Origin of the sequence: Flavobacterium sp. (genome assembly GCF_039930565.1) — a bacterium.
Taxonomy (GTDB): Bacteria; Bacteroidota; Bacteroidia; order Flavobacteriales; family Flavobacteriaceae; genus Flavobacterium.
On the sequence record NZ_JBDTTP010000008.1, the window covers coordinates 39,776 to 61,602 of the forward strand.

Below are 21,827 nucleotides of genomic sequence, written 5' to 3' on the forward strand. Positions count from 1 at the left end.
GTTTTGACTAATAGTCTTTTGTAGTAATTTTATTCTCTGTTTTTAGTTTTCTTTTTTTATTACGGATCGTGTAAGTCAGGAAGAAAACTAAAAATATTGGAAGCAGAAACAGCCAATCTATAGTATGTTGATCCCAAATCAAAAAAAACAGAATAACTAAGCAGAAATAGATATAGATTAATTTGTTTCTTGGAAATGTTATCAAAAATAAAACGGCAGCCAAAACTTGTAATGCTCCTGTGAAGGGTAATCCATATCCGCCGGCCAAAAGGAATAATAATGCAATTATATTAATGATTTTAATTATTTTAAAAGGCACTTTCATAACGTATGGTTTTTTTGTTTTCCACTTTAATTTTTGATCCTTTAGCCAAAATAACCGATATAGGCTTTGCATTTTGTAAAACATCAAAATCATTACCGTAATTTCTTTTAAAATCAACTTTAATCATGAAGTTATTAACTTCCAGTTGTTGCCATCTTGGGTGTTTTACTTCATATTCAAAAGTGGTAGTATCCTTATATTTTGTATAGCCAAAATAATGTTCCGTTATAAATTCAGCTTCAGAACCTAATTCAATTTCTTTAGATTCTTTTTGGGTTTCCAGTTTAATAGTGTTCCATTTACCGTCAACTTTCCATTGATAGTGAAAAATTTTGGTATTTTCTTTTTCAATGATTTTATGTCTCATTTTGAGAGTTTCATAATGTTCATTATACAAACTGTTCGCAATAAAGGTGATCGCTTTTTTAGGAACTATTTCTTTAATAAAAACAACACCCCGTTTCCATTCTCCGTTTTCAAAACGTTTTACATAAAATCTAAGGTTCACTTCTTCAAAATCGATATGAAACGGAATCTTAATTCCCAATACTTTGGTCTCTTTAAACAGAAAACCTACTAAACTGACATAGCATTTGCCATTCCAGATATCCAATTCTGTTCCTGCAGGAAGATATTTCTCTACTATTTGAGCATCAATTTCATAATTTATTAATGCTAAGTCTTTCCATTGTGCGTTTAAGAAACTCATGATTATTGTTTTTTATAGATTATTACTGAGAGGTAAATCGCAATTACAGGAGGAATACCAAATAATGTATAGTTTAAAAAATCATATAACTCCATTTTACAGATGACAATAAGTGAAATGAAAAACAGCGCTACACTTGCTGCATATATTTGAAGGCTTTTATTATGAGGTTCATCGATTAACATTTTTAACCCAATAACAACTTGAAATATCCCTGTGAGAATTGTTGAAAGCATTGCATACGATAAAAATCCAATGTTAATTATTGCTATTAAGCAAAAGAATATTGGTAAGCCAATAAAAAAGTAATTTAGGTAGTTTAAACTTTTCATACTTATTGATTATTTTAAACTTTCAGAAAAAAATGAAAGTTTTGATTAAATTTTTTTATTTCATGATTTTAAGAACCAAACGCCCTAACCAGTTTTCATTAAATTCCGTCATTTTATCCAACATATTATCTGCTTTTAAAACGAAATCATACAATTTAGAAGTCTGTTCCACAAAGTGTTTTTCTTCTGCAGAATCTTTTGCTTCAATAGTCGAAACTTCTTTTAAGATTTTAAGGGCAGGTTTAATTTCTCTTTTGCTTCTTTCTCTTGAAATTTTAACGGCCAATTCATCTAAATCTTTTTCAGCAGTAAAAAATTCCCTTCTTTCCCCGGCTTTGTATTCTTTGTAAACAATTCCCCAATCCATCAAAGCTCTTAGGTTCATACTTGCATTTCCACGTGAGATCTGCAATTCTTCCATCACTTCTTCCATCGAAACAGCTTCGTTCGAAACCATTAATAAAGCATGAATCTGAGCCATGGTTTTATTGATTCCCCATTGAGAACCTAACGCTCCCCAGGTTTGTACAAACTTATTTTTTGCTTCTTTGAATTTCATTTGTAGATTTTATTGTTTTTCAAACGCTCAAATGCAAATCGCATAAATGCTCATTGTCATGCAACAAATGTAAGTAAAAGTTTTTAAACTTTCAAAAATAAATGAAACTTATTTTAAAACAGCAGGAATAAGTAGTGCGGCTGTTTTTCTATCGTTTATCTTCTTTTGAATAATTGGACTCTCCATTAATATCAATTGGATTACCTAAAAAGTGCGGTTCTCGATTTCTCAAAACATCACAAAAGGACTTGAATGTAGAAAAATATTCTCTGAATTTTACATATTGATAACCGCTGTATTCCCCTTTGTTAGCCGAATAGCCTGCAGTTTTTATACCAAGATTTCTTCCGATGTAAACCGCCCTGTTTAAATGATATTTCTGCGAAATTAAAGTTACTTTTTTGATTTTAAAAATATGTTTTGCTCTGTACAATGTTGAATAAGTATCAAAACCGGCATAATCAATAAATATTTTGGTGGTGTCAACGCCATGTTGGTAACAATAATTTTTCATCACAGTCAATTCATCATATTCTTTACTTCCATTGTCTCCTGAAAGCAGAATTTTATTAATTCTCATGGCTTTGTACAATAAAATTCCGGCATCCAATCTGTCTTTTAAATATTTGCTTGGCTTATCTCCGTTAATTCCCGCACCAAAAATAATTCCGACATCATTCTTTGGGAATTTTCTCAAAGAATAGTGAACATACTTTTTGGTCGATGATGTTACATGAAGGTTTACTGCTATGATAGCAACCAAAACGAAAATAGAAATGTAAAGGGATATTTTTAAATACTTTTTCAAGAGAATACTTTTTATGGTTAAGTTTTAAGTTAGAGCAAAAACTGTGACAGAAACTGAAAACTGTTTTACTATTATAGCAATCCTGCGCGTTTCAATAAAGCTTCCGGTTTTGGTTCCTGACCTCTAAAACGTTTGTATAAAATCATAGGATGTTCAGTTCCTCCTTTAGAAAGGACATTTTCTTTGAATTTCTTAGCGACTTCCGTATTGAAAATCCCTTTCTCCTGAAAATATTCAAAAGCATCTGCATCCAGGACTTCGGCCCATTTGTAACTGTAATATCCTGAAGAATATCCTCCTTGGAAAATATGTGAAAAAGCGGTGCTCATAGCATTTTCTTTTACATCTGGATACAATTGTGTATTGGCGAATTGTTCTGTTTCAAAAGTTTTAAGATCGGTAATGGTTGTCGGATCCTGTCCGTGCCACGCCATATCTAATAATCCAAAACTCAACTGGCGTAAAGTTGCCATTCCTTCCTGGAAACTCGCACTTTCCTTAATTTTCTGCACATATTCAATCGGAATAATTTCTCCCGTTTCATAATGATTCGCAAACAAAGCCAAAGCTTCCGGTTCGTAACACCAGTTTTCCATAATCTGACTTGGTAATTCTACAAAGTCCCAAAATACAGAAGTTCCTGATAAACTCGGATAAACTGTATTTGCCAGCATTCCATGTAATCCGTGACCAAACTCGTGGAATAAAGTCGTTACTTCATTAAATGTCAATAATGATGGTTTTGTTTCTGTTGGTTTTGTAAAATTACAAACGTTCGAAATATGTGGTCTTTCGTTAACGCCGTCTTTTAAATATTGTGATTTGAATGAAGTCATCCAGGCACCGTTTCGTTTTCCTTTTCTTGGAAAAAAGTCGGCGTAGAAAATTGACACTAAATTATTCTCAGAATCTGTTACTTCGTAAGTAATAACTTCTTCATGGTATTTATCGATATCAAAAACTTCAGTAAACGTTAATCCGAATAATTTGTTGGCTATTGTAAACGCACCTTCCAATACTTTTTCTAACTGAAAATACGGTTTCAGTTTTTCATCATCTAAATTAAAAAGCTGTTGTTTTAATTTCTCAGAATAATAAGCGCCGTCCCATTTTTCCAGTTGTTCGGTTCCGTCTAATTTTTTTGCAAAAGCTTTTAGTTCTTCAAACTCTTTTTTGGCTGCAGGTTTTGCTTTTTCCAATAAATCATTCAGAAAAGTAAAAACTTTATCCGGGCTTTGCGACATTCTTTCTTCCAGAACAAAATGGGCGTGCGTTTTATAACCTAATAAATTAGCTCTTTCGAAACGCAGTTTGGCAATTTTCAGCACATTTTCCTGATTATCGAATTCGTTATTTTGAAATGATCTTGCACCAAAAGCAATCGCCATTTTTTTACGCAGTTCACGATTGTCAGCATACGTCAAAAACGGAAGATAACTTGGATGGTCTAAAGTAAAAATCCAGCCTTCTTTTTCCTTTTCTTTTGCTAATAATCTCGCAGCCTCGATAGTTCCTTCCGGTAATCCTGCTAAATCTTTTTTATCAGTCAAATGCAATTCGAAAGCATTCGTTTCTGCCAGAACATTTTCTCCAAACTGCAGACTCAATTTTGATAATTCTTTGTCGATTTCTCTTAATTGGTCCTTTTTGTCTTCTGGTAAATTGGCTCCGTTTCTGGAGAAACTTTTATATTTTTTATCTAAAAGTGTAGTTTGTTCCGGAGTCAGGTTCAAACTTTCTTTTTGGTCGTAAACGGTTTTTATCTTAGCGAATAGAGCAGCGTTTAAAGTAATGTCATTTCCAAATTCAGATAATAAAGGAGAAACTTCCTGAGCGATTTTTTGCATTTCGTCATTCGTTTCTGCCGAATTCAAATTAAAGAAAATACTCGAAAGACGATCTAAAGTATCTCCGGCAAAATCCATGGCAACAACCGTGTTCTCAAAAGTGGGTGCTTCCGGATTATTTACGATGGCATCGATTTCTGCTTTAGCCAAAGCAATTCCTTCCTTAAAAGAGGGAACATAGTCTTCAATTTTAATTTGCGAAAAAGGGGCAGTATTATGTTTGGTAGTAAATTTTGAAAGTAAAACGTTCATTATGATGTGATTATTTTAGTATTTGAAGTGGATATTTTTGAATTCCAAAGATAGCAATTTATGAAAATCCAGCGACCTAAACAAGATTGATTCTCACTATAAATTTCTCTTAAAATGTGTTATAGATATGTTATTTATTTCTTTAGGCGACTTTAAATGCGTAAATTCAAAAAATGCGATTTAGCATTATAAAATGCCAATCATAATTGTAAAAATAAAAATGATGAATTATCAAGTTGTAATAAAGAATATAGATACGGTGAATGAAGTGAATGGATATTGGTCTGATGAAGATTTTGTTCAGTTATTAGAAAAATTCAATTATCCGGATGGAGCAACAGCGGAAAAATCCAGTTTACCGGAATTATTGGAAATGGCTATTTCGGATTACGAACCCAATGAAGCTGCCGCAATAGTTTTGAAATACAAATTGGGCGATGAATTAAACGATGGCCAAATTGAGCAGATATCGCATAATATGTTAATTGATAAAGTGTGTGAGGAATACCCGGAAATACACATGCAGGGAACTTTGTTTCATGTAAATCAGCTGCTTTTTAAAGCCTACAATGGAAAATTTCCAAACGCAAAAGCGTCTATAGTCGATTTTTCTTTAACTCCAACGGATGGAGAATCACAAAAACTGACTGCAGAAAACGTTTTGAAATTATTGAATAACGGTTTGTCTGACAGAAATCTTATTAAAAGATTATTTGAAACTCAAATATCTCAAAATATTCCGTTTCCGGAAGCGGAAAGTATTGTTTGGGAATTGACAACAGCAGATAATGTAAATTATAGTCTGGTTACTTCAGAGAATTGGATAAATAAAGAAGATATAACGGAATATGAATTTGAATCTGTTCTGGAGCAAATTGAAGATGAAGTGTAAATTTCAAAACAGTACTATTTTAGACAACAAAGGCTTCGCGTAATGTGAAGCCTTTGTGTTTATGTGTTTTTTTATTTTTTCAATCCTTCAGCCGCTTTATTAACCGCAGCTTTTAGTTCTTCTTTGTATGAAATAATCGTATCAAGTACTTTTTTATCATGGCTTCCGATGATTTGCGCCGCTAAAATACCTGCGTTTTTTGCTCCGTTTAAAGCTACAGTTGCAACCGGAACACCACCCGGCATTTGAAGAATCGATAAAACCGAATCCCAGCCATCAATAGAATTGCTTGATTTTACAGGAACCCCAATTACAGGCAGCGGCGACATTGAAGCCACCATTCCAGGTAAATGTGCAGCGCCACCAGCTCCTGCAATAATTACCGAAATGCCTCGGGTATGTGCATTTTTACTGAAATCAAAAAGTTTCTCTGGCGTTCTGTGTGCCGAAACGATATCAACTTCTGTTTCGATATTAAATTGTTTTAGTATGTCGATGGCATCCTGCATGACTGGCATGTCTGAGATACTTCCCATTATGATGGCTACTTTGCTCATGTTCTTTATTTTTAAATCTTTTTTAATTATTCAATTTCAGGAATTATATTCCAAATAGATACTTCAAATTCTTTTTCTAAACTTCTTATGAATTTAAGCGCAGATATATTTCCTTGAATTACTTTCTGAAAATATATTTCGGGAGTTTCATAATGCTTTATTAATTCCATTGTTAGCTCAATATACTTTCTTCTTTCAACAGATAAATCGTAATCGTCTAATTTTAATAGTTTGACTAAATGCATTGCTTCATTATCATTTTCGTCAGTTGCTTCAAAAAGTTTTAATTCTTTGTTATATGATATTCTTTTTTCAAAATCAGTATTTAATGGAGACAAGGCAGGTTGGAATTTATTCCATTTATTTGATTTTTCTTTGTTCCATTGTGATTTACAAAGAAAGAGATTCAAGTAGCTATTCCTTTCTGAATAATCTTTTAATGGATTAAAATGGTCAATATCTTTTTGGTCGGTTCTGCCTAAGTATGTTTCAGTATAGGAGCAAAATCCTTTTTGTTCTTTGAAAAGTATTTCCCGAAGAACCGAATTATCTCCGTTTTTTATGTATTCAATACTTTTAGCTAAAGAATTAGGAAGTTTAATTTGCCTTTTCATTAAAATTTATAATCATTAGCCAATTCTAAAATTTCTTTTAATAAATTGTCTTTTTTAATTTCATCTTTTTCAGAAGCAATACTCTTTTTTAATTTTTTAAATCGTTCAAAAGCAGCTAGTCCTTTTTTGTTCATTAAGAATTCAAGTCCAAAGTCATTTTTGAGCATATCATTCGGGTCGTCTCCAATAGGAGATTCTCCTCTTCGAACTGCAACTTTTCCTTCTTGATCAAAATATAAAATAAAACGCTCATCCGGTTCAAATGAAGCTGCAATAAAAGGAGAATGTGTTGCAACAATAAATTGAGCTTCAGGAGCAAGATTTTGATAATGATCCATTAGATCCATTTGCATGTCTGGATATAAGGATCGTTCTGGTTCGTCAATTACAATTATTGAATCTTTGGTATCAAGTTTGAAAAGCAATAAAGCGGTTAGAAGAAGTTGTTTTGTTCCAGTACTTGTATTTTTAATTGGAATGTTGTCACCAGATATTTTATGATGTAATGGCGTAATGTTTCCCGTATTTACTAAATCGACCTCCAAATTTATTTTTTCTAAAATAGAATTAAATTTTTCAGAAAATTCAATTAATGGATTAATGTTATTGCTTTTCCAATTCTCAACTTTTATTTGAGATGAGCTGTCTAACATTTTTCCACTATTGATTAATTCTGATGCAAATTGCAGGAATTTTTGTAAATAATTTATATTCTCTTCCAATAATCCAATCCAAATAGCATCTTCAACTTTTTCATCAAATGTTAATCTATAGTAGTAATTGTCTTTTATTTTTTCTTTTAAACTCTTGTATCGTTCTATTAATATAACAGTCTCTTCTTCAAAAAGTTTAATGTTTTGTTTAGATAAGATTTCGGCAGTAAAGTAGAATAGTTTGTTTTTATAATTTATGACATCTTTTTTAATACCATCATTATATCTTCCTTCGTAAAAATTAAATTTTTTATTGTCAATTTCAATCGAGTTTTCTTTATGCTTATAAATAGAGAAATCGGCTTCAAAATCTAATTCAATTTTATAAGGTAAAAATACTCCTGTATCTATTATTTCTATCTCATTTATAATCCTTAAATCAAAAAAAGAATCTATAGTCGACTTAATCAACTCCAATAAACTAGTCTTCCCAGTAGCACTCTGTCCAATAAAACATATCCTATCTAAAGGTTTTCCTCTTTTTTCTTCAATATGGAAATCTTCAGGATAAGTAAAATCAAAATCCAGATTTTCTAAATGTCTAAACTGATCGATATGTAATTTTGAAATTTTCATGAATTGAATTTTTACAAAGCTAATTAAAAAATCATAGGTAAATTGGTATCCGACTAAGGACTAATTACTAATCACTAGGTACTATTTACTAAGCACTAATCACTCTAATAGTATTCTTAACTTCCTCCGCAATTCGTCTCGCCTCCGCCATATCTTGATTTACAATCGTAACATGCCCCATTTTTCTAAACGGACGTGTCTGTTTTTTACCGTAAATATGAGGTGTAACACCATCCCAGCCTAAAATGGTTTCGATATTTTCATACACTACATCTCCGGAAAAACCTTCAGCACCCACTAAATTTACCATAACTCCGGCAACTTTGCTGTCTGTGTTTCCTAACGGAAGATCTAAAATAGCGCGCAAATGATTTTCGAATTGTGATGTATAACTGGCTTCAATAGAATAATGACCCGAATTGTGCGGACGAGGCGCCACTTCGTTTACCAGGATTTCATCATCATTGGTTTGAAACATCTCAACTGCCAAGAGTCCGACATGATTGAATTTCTCCGAAACATTCAAAGCAATTGCTCTGGCTTTTTCGGCCACTTTTTCGTCAATTCTGGCTGGGCAGATTACATATTCAACCTGGTTGGCTTCGGGGTGAAATTCCATTTCGACAACCGGATAGGTTTTAATTTCGCCTGATGGATTTCTGCACACAATAACCGCTAACTCATTTTTGAACGGAACCATAGTTTCTGCAATACATTCCACATTGGGCAAATCATCCATGTCAGAAATCTGACGTATCACTTTTACGCCATTTCCGTCATAACCAAATTCAGCACATTTCCACACGAAAGGCAATTTTAGATTTTGGATTTTAGATTTTAGATTGTCTAAATTTTCAAATCTTTCAAAAGGTGCGGTTGGGATAGTATTGTCTGCGTAAAATTGTTTTTGAATTCCTTTATTCTGAATTCCTTTTAAAGTTTTTGGAGAAGGATACACTTTTACGCCTTCATTTTCTAATTGCGTTAAAGCTTCCAGATTCACGAGTTCAATTTCAAAAGTCAGAACATCGACTTGCTTTCCAAAATTATAAACCGTTTCATAATCCATTAAGTCGCCCTGAAAGAATTTATTGCAGGCAATTTTACTCGGAGCTTCGTCACTCGGATCTAAAACATACGTTTGTATGTCAAATTTTCTGGTGTCAGACAAAAGCATTTTACCTAGTTGTCCACCTCCTAATATTCCTAATTTAAAATCAGAAGAAAAATAATTCATTGTTTTTATAGTGTATTTAGAAATTGATCTGGTGTGAATACATTGATTTCAGAAAATTTAAAGTCTTTCAAATCTCTCGTTACAATACAATCCATATTGTGAATTGATTGGGCCGCTGTAATCTGAATAGCATCTTCAAAATCTTTATGGTTTGATTTTAAGCTCTTTTTGATAATGTTTACATCAATGGGAATTATTTCTATATTTTGTGTAATTTCATCCAAAGCCATTCTTATTTTTTCTTCAGCAATTAACCTTTTTAATAAATAATGAAGCGTAATAACTGTATTGGAAGTAGAAAAAAGTTTGATTTTTTTATCGACTCCCAAAGTGTATATCTTTAATGAATTATGCACGAAAGGTTGTCGATTTGCGAAAATGTCCATTAGAATATTAGTGTCGATAAATACGTTTTTCATATACCGTATTTTTCTCTATAATGTTCTTCTCTTGCTTTTTCTTCATCAAAGTCATCTGGCAAAGTAACTATTCCAATCAGTTTTTTAACTTTTGGATGAATGTCATCGTATATCTGTTCCTTTTCAGTCAGATTTTTAAAATAACTTTCTACCAGTTCAGATAAGCTTCTGCCTGTTTTTTTTGCATACGATTTTGCCTGCTCGATAACTTCTTTTTCCAGAGATAAGGTGAGTTTAGTGTTCATATACGTAAAGTTTTTACAAATGTACGTAAAATAATTATTTTAAGAAATTTAGATTGAAATAAACATATTATCTATTTTAACAAAAGTTACACTATTTAATAATTTTTAAAGAAATGAACCGCAAATTTCGCAAATTAGCACAAATTAATTTACTGGAACAAAAATCCAAATTTGATGTAATTTCCAGGCTATAATTTGCGAAAATTTGTGTAATTTGTGGTAAAAGAAATCACTTCATTTTCTTCAAAACTTCCCTCGCAACTGCTTTATAAGCGGCCGAATGCTCGCTATAATCTTTGTCGAGAATTACTTTGAGTTCAGGATGAATCCAGTCGTAATGATTTCCTAAAAGAATAAAGTTCTTATGGAATACGCTTTTGTAGCTACTTTTACATCATTGATGAGCCAGTCAAAAGAGGCTTCGATACAATCCTGAAGATTTTTTTCAGAAAGTAAAATTCCGTCCTCTTCTTTTTGATAATGTGATTTTACTAATAGCTGCAAAACTTTTGCAATGGGACGAATCGAACTTTCATCTTTCAAAATTTTTAAATTTGAACAAAAAAAATCCAAATGTGGCTGGAGCCAAATCAATTCTTCATAAGATACAAACTCTAAAATCCAGCAGGCCTTATGGTTGTTTTTATCAGATGGGGAAAAACAAATCGAAACTAATTCATGAAATAAGGACGGATTTTCTAAAATATTTTGTGCAGCCAGGAGCCGATTTTCACGGTAAGCGTTTACGTAATCAAGTTTGATTTGCAGTTCAGATAACATGTTTAATTGTTTAATTTCAGGAAACTAAAATAAATAATTTAATGAAACTGATCCGTAATAATTTACAGGAAGTCCCGGATAATAATATCTCGGTAAAGCATTTCCAATAGCTACTGCATTCGGCAAAATTAACGAAGCGTATTTTTCATTGGTCATATTATTTATTCCTGCTGCGATATGGGAGGATAAACCATTCATGATTTCAAATCGATAGCCGGTTTTTAAATTGATAATAGTATAAGAATCTGAAAAAGCGGTATTGGCATCGTTCATCGGAATTTCATCCACAAATTGATAATCGGCATTCAAATAAATCCCTAATTTTGTATGGAGAACTAATCCTGCATTGACTTTATTGGCAGCAACTCCGGTTAATTTATTACCCGAATAATCATTTCCGTTATCCACAAATTCCTTGAATTCATAATTTCCCAAAGAACCCGCCAAATAAGAATTCATAGAAAAAAACCGATTCATCTGCCAGTTATGGTTTAAGGTTATTTCGATTCCTTCATGAAATGTTTTTCCGGCATTTATGCCTTCGTATTGATCATCGCCAATTCTTTTCGCAACCAGTAAATCTTTGATTTCCATTCGGTACACCGCAATTTCGGTATACAATTTTCTGTTGAAAAAATAGAATTTTCCACCCACTTCAAAATTATAACCGTTTTCAGGTTTTATATCGGTGTTAATTGTGCCTTCACTCGTTAAAGTTTCTTCAGTTGCCGGTAATGAGAATCCACGGCTGGCGGAAAAATAAACAGTCTGTTGCGTATTTGGCTTGAAAAGTAAAGATAATTGCGGAGAAAAAATTCCGTCATAACTATATTTCTGACTGGAACTGTCCGTAAAATTGATCAGTTCAAATTGTGTTTTGTTGTAATTGAGTCCCGCCTGAATTTCAAATTGCTGTGACAATGAAGTTCTCAATTGAGAAAATATATTATAAAAATGTCTTTTCTGATCTGTTTCGGTCAGCTGATTGCCTTGTAAACTTCCCAATCCGTTATTCTGTTGGTATAAATTCTCAAAAGTATTACCACTGTAATTATCCCCAAAATATTCAATTCCGGCAATGAAATTATTATCTGTTTTTCTAATTTTAAAAGCACCAGAAAATTGTGTTCTCGCTCCTGCAGCAAAAGTATATTGGCGTAATACATCAAAAGGACGTGGTTCGTTACTGTCTTTATAATTAATAAATACAGAAGTAGAATTATTCAGATTCTCATTGATTTTAAAATCATAAGCCAGTCCGCCCAAAGTCGATTTGTATTCCTTATATCCTTTTGAAGCAACCCAGGTTGGCGCTCCGGATTTCGGATTGTTATCAAAAGCGGTTTTGTTAATTGAACTCGGAATAAAAGCTTTCAAATACGTGTAGTTGGAAAAGTACGTCAGTTTGCTGTTTTGTCTTCTAAACAATTCTCCGGCAATTGTAATTCCCTCGCGTTTATAAGCGCTGTTTTCCCTCCAGCCGTCAGTTTTTAGATTGTGATAACTAATATTCAGGCTGCCTTGCTTTTCATCCAGACTATAATTCAAACTATTTTTCAATAATCCATAAGAACCAAAAACCGAACTTACGCTGGCACTTTGTCCGTGATCTTTAGAAAGCTGAGGTGAAATCAAAATTGCGCCACCCAAACCTGCGCCATAAATACTCGAAAGCGGACCTTTTATAATCTCAATCTGGTTGAGGTTTTCCAAATCAATATCGTCAATAACGGTTTCACTATTTCCCGAAGTCAACGGAATACTGCCATAAAATGCCCGGATTTTATTGGTGCCATAAGTTGTTCTCGCTCCAATACCGCGAATCGAAATTCGGGTTGTAGTAAAGTTGGAAGATTGCATAAAAACACCCGGAATAATATTCAACACCGTAGTGATATCTGCAGCGTTATTTTGCAGTAAATCTTTCTTGGAAAGGACTCCGATAGAAGCCGGTGCGTTTAATAAATTTTCATCTATATGAAGTAGACTGATTACTACTTCTTTCAATTTTTCTGTTTTAACAGAATCAATAGATTTGCTTTCTTCTTCTTGGGCAAAAGTGTTTTGGAAAACAATTATAGCAAGAAGAAAAAAGAAATATTTTTTTAAAAGCATAAAGGATAGTTTTTTTTAAGCGTAATTTTTTAAACACATAGAGACATAGTTATGGTTTGCGTATAAAGGTGTTTCACTTGCTAAAACGCACAAAGCTATGTGTTTTAGCAAGTGAAACGCTTTTTTTAAGTTCCCACAATCCTATGATTCTATGTGTTTAAATATTTGCGTAAAGTTAGGAATTTTACTTGTTCGCAGTCACTTTCCAAATCGTATTCCCGCTGTCGTCATTCACCAAAAGTGATCCGTCATTCATAACCGTAACCGCTACCGGACGTCCGTAAACTTCAGCCTTGTCTGCATCTGAAATAAAACCGGTTAAAAATTCCTCCGGTTTTCCGGAAGGTTTTCCGTTAGCAAACGGAACAAAAACTACTTTATATCCTGATATGTTGGCGCGGTTCCAGGAACCATGCTGTCCTACGAAAGCACCATTTTTATATTTAGTCGGGAATTTGTCTTTGGTGTAAAAAGCCAGTCCTAAAGATGCTGTATGGGCACCAACAGAAACATCCGGAACAATTGCTTTTGCAGCCAGATCTTTGCGTTCGCCTTTCATTCTCGGATCCAAAATATTCCCGTAATAAGAATACGGCCATCCATAAAAGCCATCTTTTTTGACGCTTGTAATGTAGTCGGGAACCAAATCGTCTCCCAATTCATCACGTTCGTTTACTGCTGTCCATAATTCTTTATTTGCCGGATTCCAATCCATTCCCACCGGATTTCTAAGTCCGCTTGCGTAGATTTTTTCCCCTGTTCCGTCTGGATTGATTTCCAAAATGGCAGCCCGGCGAATTTCCTTATCCATTCCGTTCTCTCCAACATTACTTCCTGAACCTACAGAAACATAAATTTTTGAGCCGTCCGCATTGGCCAGTAAATTTCTTGTCCAGTGATTGTTGTAACCGCCTGCAGGAAGTTCCAGGATTTTAGTTCCCTGCGTTTCTAATTTCAACGGATTGTTTTTATAAGGATAACGGTACAATCCATCGGTATTGGCAATGTAAAAAAAGTCTTTCACGACCAGCATTCCAAAAGGTCTGTTTAGATCCTTAATAAATACTTCACGGGTTTCAAATTTTCCATCCTTGTCTTTGTCGCGGAGTACTATAATTTGGTTTTTACTGGTTCTCGTACCGCTTTCCACAACAAAAATATCCTGATTAGGAGCAATATAAGTCCAACGCGGATTTTCAAAACCATCTGCAAATTTTGTAACCGTAAAACCTTGTGGTGCTTTTGGCGTTTTTCCTTCCGGCCATCCAATAACTTTGCTGTTTTTAGATTTAGATTCGGTGGCGTATGGCGGTGGTAAAGTAAGGTCTCCAACCGCTGTTTTTACAACGTTGGCGGGTTGTTTTGCCAAAGCTTCTTTTTCTTCTTTTTTTACCTGTCCGTTGCAGGCTGTTATTATTGCGAATAAGGATATTGAAAATAGTTGAGTAGCTGTTCTCATTTGAGTATTTGATTAAAAGTTTATGAAACAACAATTTACCAAATTTTAAAATAGCCTGAATAAAAGTTCTGTAAATATTAAGTGATATTTAACAGTTTTAAAAAAGTGTTACTGCAATACAATTTCTTACTTACAATTTGGTTGTAATTCTGTATCTTTGCGCATTATTTTAAACGTAAAAATAATGATACAATTGCACGATAAACAATTTGTTCCGTTTATTTCGGCCAAGGAAATTGATTTTGCCTTAACAAAGATAGTGTCTCAGGTTGAAGATGATTTTGCAGGCGAAACCCCAATATTTATTGGCGTTTTAAATGGTGCCTTTATGGTTGTTGCCGATTTTCTGAAAAAATATAAAAATCCGTGCGAAGTGTCATTCATAAAAATGGCCTCATATGAAGGAACGGAAAGCACCAATTCCGTTAAAGAATTAATCGGTATTAATCAGGATCTGTCAGGAAGAAGCGTTGTCATCATTGAAGACATCATCGATACAGGAAATACAGTTGAAGAATTAAAAACAATGTTTAAAGCTCAAAATGTAAAACATTTTAAAGTTGCCACTTTGTTTTTTAAACCCGAAGCCTATAAAAAAGACATAAAAATTGATTACATCGGCATCAGGATTCCAAATAAATTCATCGTTGGCTACGGTCTCGATTATGATGGTTTAGGAAGAAACCTTCCAGAAGTTTATAAATTATCAGAATAAATAACTAACATACAACTATTCATTAAAAACTTCTTCAAAACAAGAAGTCACACAACTCACACACATTATGATTAATATTGTTTTATTTGGAAAGCCGGGAGCAGGAAAAGGAACTCAGGCAGAATTTTTAAAAGAAAAATACAAATTAACACATCTTTCAACCGGAGATATTTTTCGTTTTAATTTAAAAAACGATACAGATTTAGGTAAAAAAGCAAGAGTTTTTATGGATAATGGGGAGTTGGTTCCATGTGAAGTAACGACAGCAATGTTAATTGACGAAGTAAAAAAACACCCGGATACAGCAGGATTTTTGTTCGATGGTTACCCAAGAACTTTAGACCAGGCTGAAGCTCTTGATAAATTTTTACCAACAATCGGATCTGAAGTTACAGCAACGATTGCATTAGAGGCAGATGACGAAATTCTGGTAGCACGTTTGCTGGAAAGAGGAAAAACAAGCGGAAGACCAGATGATCAGGATGAAGAAAAAATCCGTGTGAGATATCAGGAATACAACGAAAAAACAGCACCATTAATTGGTTATTATAAAGAACAAAATAAGTTTCATGCCGTAAACGGTATCGGAACTATTGAAGAAATTACAGAGCGATTAACGTCAGTTATAGATAATTTGTAGAAGCATTTTCCAGCTGTACGTTTCAAGTCCTCGCTAAAAAAACTATTTTTCCACTCCATAAAACGAGCTTCCGCCGGTCGCTGTTTTCCGGCAGGAAAAAATTAGTTTTTTTAGCTCCGGGCTTTTCTCTTCCATCTGGGCTATAACACGATTAGGTTGCAAATTACATTAAAGCGGACAATTACATAACGAATAACCCACAAATTGGAAATACTAATAATATTTTTTCTGATACTATTAAACGGAGTTTTCTCCATGTCAGAAATCGCATTGATTTCGGCCAGGAAAAACAGACTGGAAACGGCTGCAAAAAAAGGCAATAAAAGCGCCAAAATTGCACTGGATCTGGCTAATTCTCCAAACAAATTTTTATCAACTGTACAAATCGGAATCACCTTAATCGGTATTTTGACAGGTATTTACAGTGGAGACAAAATAACAATGGATGTCGAAGTTTTTGTCAAAGGATTTGAAGTTTTAAAACCGTATGCCCATTCGGTTGCAGTTGGGATTGTAGTAGTGGTTTTAACGTTTTTCTCTCTGGTTTTAGGAGAATTGCTTCCAAAACGTATCGGTTTGAATTATCCCGAAGCAATTGCAAAAATGGTAGCGTTGCCAATGAAAATTGTTTCAATTGTAACAGCACCTTTTATTTGGTTGTTAACCACTTCTACAGAATTTTTATTAAGAGTATTACAAATAAAACCTTCCGCTGACGGAAAAGTAACTGAGGAAGAAATTAAAGCAATCATCAAAGAAGGAACTGAAGGCGGGGAAGTTCAGGAAATTGAGCAGGACATTGTGGAGCGTGTTTTTCACATTGGAGACAGAAAAGTAAATTCTTTAATGACACACCGCAAATCGGTGGATATGTTACCGCTAAATGCAGATAAGGATAAAATAAAAGAATTGGTATTGCACGATCTCCATACGATTTATCCTGTTTACAGCGATAATTATGATGATATTGTCGGAGTTGTAACACTTAAAAATATTTTTGCCAATATCGAAAAAGACCATTTCGATTTATCGGCAATAATGACAGACCCTCCGTATTTAATGGAGCAGACAACAGCTTACAAAGCATTGGAAAATTTTAAAAGAACAGGCGTTCATTACGCTTTGGTTTCTGATGAATACGGCGTTTTCCAGGGAATTATTACGCTGAATGATATTTTGGAAGCTTTGGTAGGTGATGCATCCGATTTCTATAAAGATGAATTCCAGCTTATCGAAAGAGAAGATGGTTCCTGGCTGGTAGATGGACATTATTCATTACATGATTTTCTAACCTACTTTGAGCTGGACGAATTGACAAATGATTATGAGGTAAATACAGTAAGCGGAATGATTATGACTGAGCTTTCCCATATTCCGAAAGAAGGCGAAAAACTAATCTGGCAGAAATTTGTGTTGGAAGTCATCGATATGGATGGCGTAAAGATTGATAAAGTGCTGATAAAAACACTAAAAGAGTAAAGAGAATTTGTTTCAGGTTTATTATGCTTCAGGTTTCAGGTTAAGTGCGTTGCGCCAACTTGAAACCTGAAACTTTAAACTTTAAACTATACATAAACAAAAAGAAAATGACAGAAGGGAATTTTGTAGATTATGTTAAGATATATGTTTCTTCCGGAAAGGGAGGAAAAGGATCTACACACTTGCACAGGGAGAAATTTATTGAAAAGGGAGGGCCGGATGGTGGAGACGGTGGTCGTGGCGGTCACGTATATTTAGTTGGAAATAAAGGTTTGTGGACATTATTTCACTTAAAATTTGCCCGTCATATTAAAGCAGGTTATGGTGGTGATGGAAGCGGGGACAGAAGTACTGGTGCAGATGGTGAAGATAAATATATCGAAGTTCCGTTGGGAACTGTTGTAAAAGATAAAGAAACAGGTGAAACCTTATTCGAAATCACAGATGATGGCGAAAAAAGAGTTCTTTGTAAAGGAGGAAAAGGCGGATTAGGAAACTGGCATTTTAGAAGTTCAACTAATCAAACGCCACGTTACGCGCAGCCAGGTTTGCCGGGTGTAGAAATGGATGTTATTCTGGAACTTAAAGTTTTGGCAGATGTTGGATTAGTAGGTTTTCCTAATGCGGGAAAATCAACGTTATTGTCTGTATTGACTTCGGCTAAGCCAAAAATTGCCGATTATCCTTTTACAACCCTAAAACCAAACTTAGGAATTGTCGCTTACAGAGATTATCAATCTTTTGTAATTGCTGATATTCCCGGAATTATTGAAGGTGCTGCTGAAGGTAAAGGGTTAGGACATTATTTTCTTCGCCATATCGAGCGTAACTCAACTTTGTTGTTTTTAGTTCCTGTTGATACTCCGGACATCAAAGGAGAATATGATATTTTGGTAAACGAATTAACCAAATATAATCCTGAAATGCTGGACAAAGAACGTCTTCTGGTTATCTCAAAATGTGATATGCTGGACGACGAACTTAAAGCCGAATTAAAAGTTGAATTGGATGTTGCTTTCAAAGACATTCCATATATGTTTATTTCATCAGTGGCTCAACAAGGTCTGACTGAATTGAAAGACAAGCTTTGGAAAATGCTGAATGACTAATATAACGACTATTTTATATTAAAAGATGCTCTGGAAACAGAGCATCTTTTTTGTTTTAATACTATTGAATTCGTAATAAAATGATAAAATAACATCTGTGAAATGTATTTTCAATACCAATTGATTGATGTAATTATGAAAATGAATTATCTTCGTAATACTAATTCAATTTATTATATGAAAAAAATAATCTTATTTTTCGCGATGTGCCTGATGGCATTTCCGGTAAGAGCCGACGAAGGAATGTGGTTCTTAATGTTTATCGAAAGGCTGAACCACAGAGACATGCAGAAAATGGGTCTGCAATTGACAGCCGAAGAAATTTACAGCATCAATCACCATAGTTTAAAAGATGCGATTGTGCAGTTTAACGGAGGCTGTACTGCCGAAATCGTTTCTAAAAGCGGACTGGTTTTAACGAATCACCACTGCGGATATGATGCAATAGCAGAACTTTCATCTGCAGAACAAAATTACCTGAAAAACGGTTTTTGGGCAAAAGAAAAAAGTGCTGAGATGAAGCCAAAATCGCTATACGTTCGTTTCTTTGTTCGTATGGATGATGTTTCCAAAAGAATTTTATCAAAAGTAAATGATCAAATGACAGAAGCTGAAAGAAATAAAACTATTCAGCAGGAAATTGCTTTGATCGAAAAAGAAAATAACGAAGGCGGAAAATATACCGTTTCGGTTCGTCCGTTCTTTCAGGGAAATGAGTATTAATATTTTGTTTACCAGGATTATACAGATGTTCGTTTGGTAGGAACACCACCTGAAAGTGTAGGTAAATTTGGAGGAGACACAGACAACTGGGAATGGCCGCGTCAAACCGGAGATTTTTCTATGTTCAGAGTGTATGCTGATAAAAGCGGTAATCCTGCCGAATATTCTAAAGATAATGTGCCTTTACAGCCGAAACATTATTTGCCGGTAAGTATTAAAGGAGTTAAAGAAAATGATTTTGCTATGATTTTAGGTTATCCGGGAAGAACAAATCGTTGGATGCCGGCTGGAGGAATTGAGCAAAACGTAAAATTCTCTTATCCTGCGTGGGTGGAAGGTGCAAAAACCGGAATGGATCAAATGAAAAAGCATATGGATAAAGACGCAACGGTTCGCTTGCAATATGCTTCTAAGTATGCTTCTACTGCCAATTACTGGAAAAACCGCCAGGGAATGATTGATGCCTTGACTAAAGCAGGAACAGCTGCAGCCAAAGCAGAGCAGGAAGATAAATTCTACGAATGGGCAAGCAAACCGGCTAATAAGGAAAAGTACGAAAATGTACTTCCGACGATTAATGATTATTACAGGGAAACCAATATAAAAGCAACTCATGATAATTACTTGATGCAGCTTTTGCGTACTTCGACTTATGCAACAGGTCCTGCAACTTTAGGAAATGCATTAATTGCCTATTCTAAGGAAAATGATGCTAAAAAAGCGGAAATGCTGCCTAAAATCAATGCATTGGTAGATAATATTTATGGTGAATTTTATGCTCCATTAGAAAAAGATGTTTTAACAGCACAATTGAATTTATATGCTTCAAAAGCAGCTGAATATGGTTTAGCACCGCAAATTGCTAAAATGAAAGCAGCGAATAACGGCGATTTTACTGCTGATGTAGCAAAAGCAACTGAAACAAGTTTTTTTACCTCTAAAGAAAAAGTGTTGGCTTACATAGCAGATCCTAAACCGGCTGCGCTTCCACTTGATCCTTTGTATGTTATTTCTAGTGACTTACTAAATAAATATCGTGCTAAAACAGATGATCAGGCAAAAGCGGATGATGGTTTTGCAATTGCTTACCGAAAATTGGTGGAAGGTTTAAGAGAATCAAAATTAAATGCGGTTCAGTATCCTGATGCGAACTCAACTTTGAGACTGACTTACGGAAAAGTTCGTGCTTTGCCTGCTGATCCGCGCAACGATGCTACAATCAACAACTACACCACCATGGAAAGTATGGTGAAAAAGTACAAAGCAGGTGATGAGGAGTTTGATTTGCCGGCGCGTTTATTAGAATTGAACAAAGCAAAAAATTATGGACAATATGCTGATAAAGCAGGATATATGCCAGTAAACTTCTTAACAGATAATGACATTACCGGAGGAAACTCAGGTTCTCCGGTTCTTAACGGAAAAGGAGAATTAATCGGTATTGCTTTTGATGGGAACATTGAAGCGATGGCGGGAGATGTTATTTTTGACCCTAACTTACAAAGAACCATCAACGTAGATATTCGTTACGTACTTTGGATTATTGACAAATATGCCGGAGCAAAAAATATTATTGATGAATTGACCATCAAAAAATAATTGTATATAATTTATGCAAAACCCCATTTCATTTTTGATGAGATGGGGTTTTGTCATTTATGAGAGTTTTAATCCCGGTAAGTATCGAACAGCATTTGAAGTGTTTCAGGAATGTTATTGGCTTTAATGGTGGGATATTCAATATCCAAATTAAGCCATTTTTCTATAATCTGATCAAAATTATCTTTGACATCATACATAACCGGCACACCTAACTTTTTCAAAGCGGCAGCATTACATTCCTGTTCATAATGATCCCGAATAGGAATACTAAGAATCTTCTTTCCCAAAAACAATGCTTCTGACGGTGTCTCAAATCCACCACCTGTAATGATGCCTTCGCAATCAATCAAACTTTGATTGAAAAAATCCTGATTAACGGGAAAATAGGTGATATTGCCAATGGTGTGTTCAAATTTCACATCATATAAAAACCAGTGAAAATGAACATCTTTAAGTTTGTTGATCGCTTTTTCCAAACACTCTTTTTGAAACGATGGAAGATAAACCGTTATATGTTTCAGGTTTTTCGGTTCTGCATTTACAATTTGATCCTTGATTACCGGAGGATAAATAAACGAATCATATTTTTCAAAATGGAGTCCAATATTTTTTGGTGAAGGCGCATAATGTTTCAGAATCATTTCTCCCATTATACTCCTCTTTTCCGGTCTTGGTGTAGCTTTGGATATAAAACTGGCCTGATGTCCAAACTGAACGGAATGTACCTTTTGCAGTTTGCAGGAAAGTGATGTAATCGAATCGAAATCGTTAATTACAATGTCATAATCTTTCAGGGGCAACGACTTTGCATCTTTATAAATTTGATTGGGGCGTATGTTTTTTACAATATCCCAATAATTCAATCCACCGCATTTACTGTAATGCAAACTACAGCCATTACTTTTGAATTTTACGGGTAAATCAATGTTAAGGCTGGCGTTGATACCGCTTACCATAAAATCTACCTCACCAAATTTCTCGAGATAAGGATATAACTGAGTTGCCCTGCTAATATGTCCATTGCCAGTGGCTTGTATGGCATAAAATATTTTCATTAACGATTGTTCTTTAAATTATCGTACGAAAGTAATCTGACTATGTTACGGCAATGTGTATTTAG

General features: G+C 34.3%; 21 protein-coding genes and 1 pseudogene. 6 read left to right on the forward strand and 16 right to left on the reverse strand.

Annotation, left to right across the window (positions count from 1 at the left end):
- Positions 1–7 precede the first annotated feature (7 nt).
- The 6 genes from ABI657_RS03905 to ABI657_RS03930 all read right to left on the reverse strand — a co-directional run bounded on the left by ABI657_RS03905 (position 8) and on the right by ABI657_RS03930 (position 4,832).
- Entirely contained in the window at positions 8–325 is a 318-nt protein-coding gene (locus tag ABI657_RS03905; protein WP_348095933.1) for a hypothetical protein, read from the reverse strand.
- Entirely contained in the window at positions 309–1,034 is a 726-nt protein-coding gene (locus ABI657_RS03910) for a DUF2071 domain-containing protein (protein WP_348095934.1), read from the reverse strand. Before ABI657_RS03910 ends, ABI657_RS03905 begins: the two co-directional genes overlap by 17 nt.
- Before the next feature lie 2 nt (positions 1,035–1,036).
- Positions 1,037–1,366: a hypothetical protein gene (locus tag ABI657_RS03915; RefSeq protein WP_348095935.1), complete on the reverse strand. Its 330-nt coding sequence runs from the start codon at positions 1,364–1,366 to the stop codon at positions 1,037–1,039.
- A gap of 55 nt (positions 1,367–1,421) precedes the next feature.
- Positions 1,422–1,925: a transcriptional regulator gene (locus ABI657_RS03920; protein ID WP_348095936.1), complete on the reverse strand. Its 504-nt coding sequence runs from the start codon at positions 1,923–1,925 to the stop codon at positions 1,422–1,424.
- 148 nt (positions 1,926–2,073) lie between these two features.
- Positions 2,074–2,733, reverse strand: coding sequence for an ElyC/SanA/YdcF family protein (locus tag ABI657_RS03925; RefSeq protein ID WP_348095937.1), 660 nt, complete (start codon positions 2,731–2,733; stop codon positions 2,074–2,076).
- A gap of 71 nt (positions 2,734–2,804) precedes the next feature.
- Entirely contained in the window at positions 2,805–4,832 is a 2,028-nt protein-coding gene (locus tag ABI657_RS03930) for a M3 family metallopeptidase (RefSeq protein ID WP_348095938.1), read from the reverse strand.
- A gap of 193 nt (positions 4,833–5,025) precedes the next feature.
- Between ABI657_RS03930 and ABI657_RS03935 the strand changes: the two genes are divergently transcribed.
- Positions 5,026–5,724 (forward strand): hypothetical protein, encoded by a 699-nt coding sequence (locus tag ABI657_RS03935; protein WP_348095939.1) that lies wholly within the window; start codon positions 5,026–5,028, stop codon positions 5,722–5,724.
- Positions 5,725–5,795: 71 nt separating this feature from the next.
- On the opposite strand, the gene purE is transcribed toward ABI657_RS03935, so the two are convergent.
- The 9 genes from purE to ABI657_RS03980 form a co-directional block, all read right to left on the reverse strand.
- A complete protein-coding gene (gene purE / locus ABI657_RS03940) occupies positions 5,796–6,281 on the reverse strand; it encodes a 5-(carboxyamino)imidazole ribonucleotide mutase (RefSeq protein ID WP_089049736.1) in 486 nt (161 codons plus the stop codon).
- 26 nt (positions 6,282–6,307) lie between these two features.
- On the reverse strand, positions 6,308–6,895 hold the full coding sequence (locus tag ABI657_RS03945; protein WP_348095940.1) for an HNH endonuclease domain-containing protein: 588 nt from the start codon (positions 6,893–6,895) through the stop codon (positions 6,308–6,310).
- Positions 6,895–8,184: an AAA family ATPase gene (locus ABI657_RS03950; protein ID WP_348095941.1), complete on the reverse strand. Its 1,290-nt coding sequence runs from the start codon at positions 8,182–8,184 to the stop codon at positions 6,895–6,897. Before ABI657_RS03950 ends, ABI657_RS03945 begins: the two co-directional genes overlap by 1 nt.
- 88 nt (positions 8,185–8,272) lie before the next feature.
- Positions 8,273–9,421: a 5-(carboxyamino)imidazole ribonucleotide synthase gene (locus ABI657_RS03955; RefSeq protein WP_348095942.1), complete on the reverse strand. Its 1,149-nt coding sequence runs from the start codon at positions 9,419–9,421 to the stop codon at positions 8,273–8,275.
- Between the two features lie 5 nt (positions 9,422–9,426).
- Positions 9,427–9,840: a PIN domain-containing protein gene (locus ABI657_RS03960; protein ID WP_348095943.1), complete on the reverse strand. Its 414-nt coding sequence runs from the start codon at positions 9,838–9,840 to the stop codon at positions 9,427–9,429.
- Positions 9,837–10,085, reverse strand: coding sequence for a DUF6364 family protein (locus tag ABI657_RS03965; protein ID WP_348095944.1), 249 nt, complete (start codon positions 10,083–10,085; stop codon positions 9,837–9,839). The genes ABI657_RS03960 and ABI657_RS03965 overlap by 4 nt, the downstream gene beginning before the upstream one ends.
- Positions 10,086–10,430: 345 nt before the next feature.
- Positions 10,431–10,865, reverse strand: coding sequence for a hypothetical protein (locus tag ABI657_RS03970; protein ID WP_348095945.1), 435 nt, complete (start codon positions 10,863–10,865; stop codon positions 10,431–10,433).
- Between the two features lie 24 nt (positions 10,866–10,889).
- On the reverse strand, positions 10,890–12,980 hold the full coding sequence (locus ABI657_RS03975; RefSeq protein WP_348095946.1) for a TonB-dependent receptor: 2,091 nt from the start codon (positions 12,978–12,980) through the stop codon (positions 10,890–10,892).
- Between the two features lie 184 nt (positions 12,981–13,164).
- Positions 13,165–14,439, reverse strand: coding sequence for a sorbosone dehydrogenase family protein (locus tag ABI657_RS03980; RefSeq protein WP_348095947.1), 1,275 nt, complete (start codon positions 14,437–14,439; stop codon positions 13,165–13,167).
- 184 nt (positions 14,440–14,623) lie between these two features.
- Between ABI657_RS03980 and hpt the strand changes: the two genes are divergently transcribed.
- The 5 genes and pseudogenes from hpt (at position 14,624) to ABI657_RS04005 (ending at position 20,704) form a co-directional block, all read left to right on the forward strand.
- Positions 14,624–15,154, forward strand: a complete 531-nt coding sequence (hpt, locus tag ABI657_RS03985) for a hypoxanthine phosphoribosyltransferase (RefSeq protein WP_348095948.1) — start codon at positions 14,624–14,626, stop codon at positions 15,152–15,154.
- Between the two features lie 67 nt (positions 15,155–15,221).
- Complete coding sequence (locus ABI657_RS03990) at positions 15,222–15,794, forward strand: adenylate kinase (protein WP_348095949.1); 573 nt, start codon at positions 15,222–15,224, stop codon at positions 15,792–15,794.
- 204 nt (positions 15,795–15,998) lie between these two features.
- Positions 15,999–17,273, forward strand: a complete 1,275-nt coding sequence (locus tag ABI657_RS03995; protein WP_348095950.1) for a hemolysin family protein — start codon at positions 15,999–16,001, stop codon at positions 17,271–17,273.
- Between the two features lie 107 nt (positions 17,274–17,380).
- Complete coding sequence (gene obgE, locus ABI657_RS04000; RefSeq protein ID WP_348095951.1) at positions 17,381–18,382, forward strand: GTPase ObgE; 1,002 nt, start codon at positions 17,381–17,383, stop codon at positions 18,380–18,382.
- Positions 18,383–18,559: 177 nt separating this feature from the next.
- Positions 18,560–20,704: pseudogene (locus tag ABI657_RS04005) on the forward strand (S46 family peptidase).
- Positions 20,705–20,772: 68 nt separating this feature from the next.
- On the opposite strand, the gene ABI657_RS04010 reads toward ABI657_RS04005, so the two are convergent.
- Positions 20,773–21,762, reverse strand: a complete 990-nt coding sequence (locus tag ABI657_RS04010; protein ID WP_348095952.1) for a glycosyltransferase family protein — start codon at positions 21,760–21,762, stop codon at positions 20,773–20,775.
- Between the last annotated feature and the right edge of the window lie 65 nt (positions 21,763–21,827).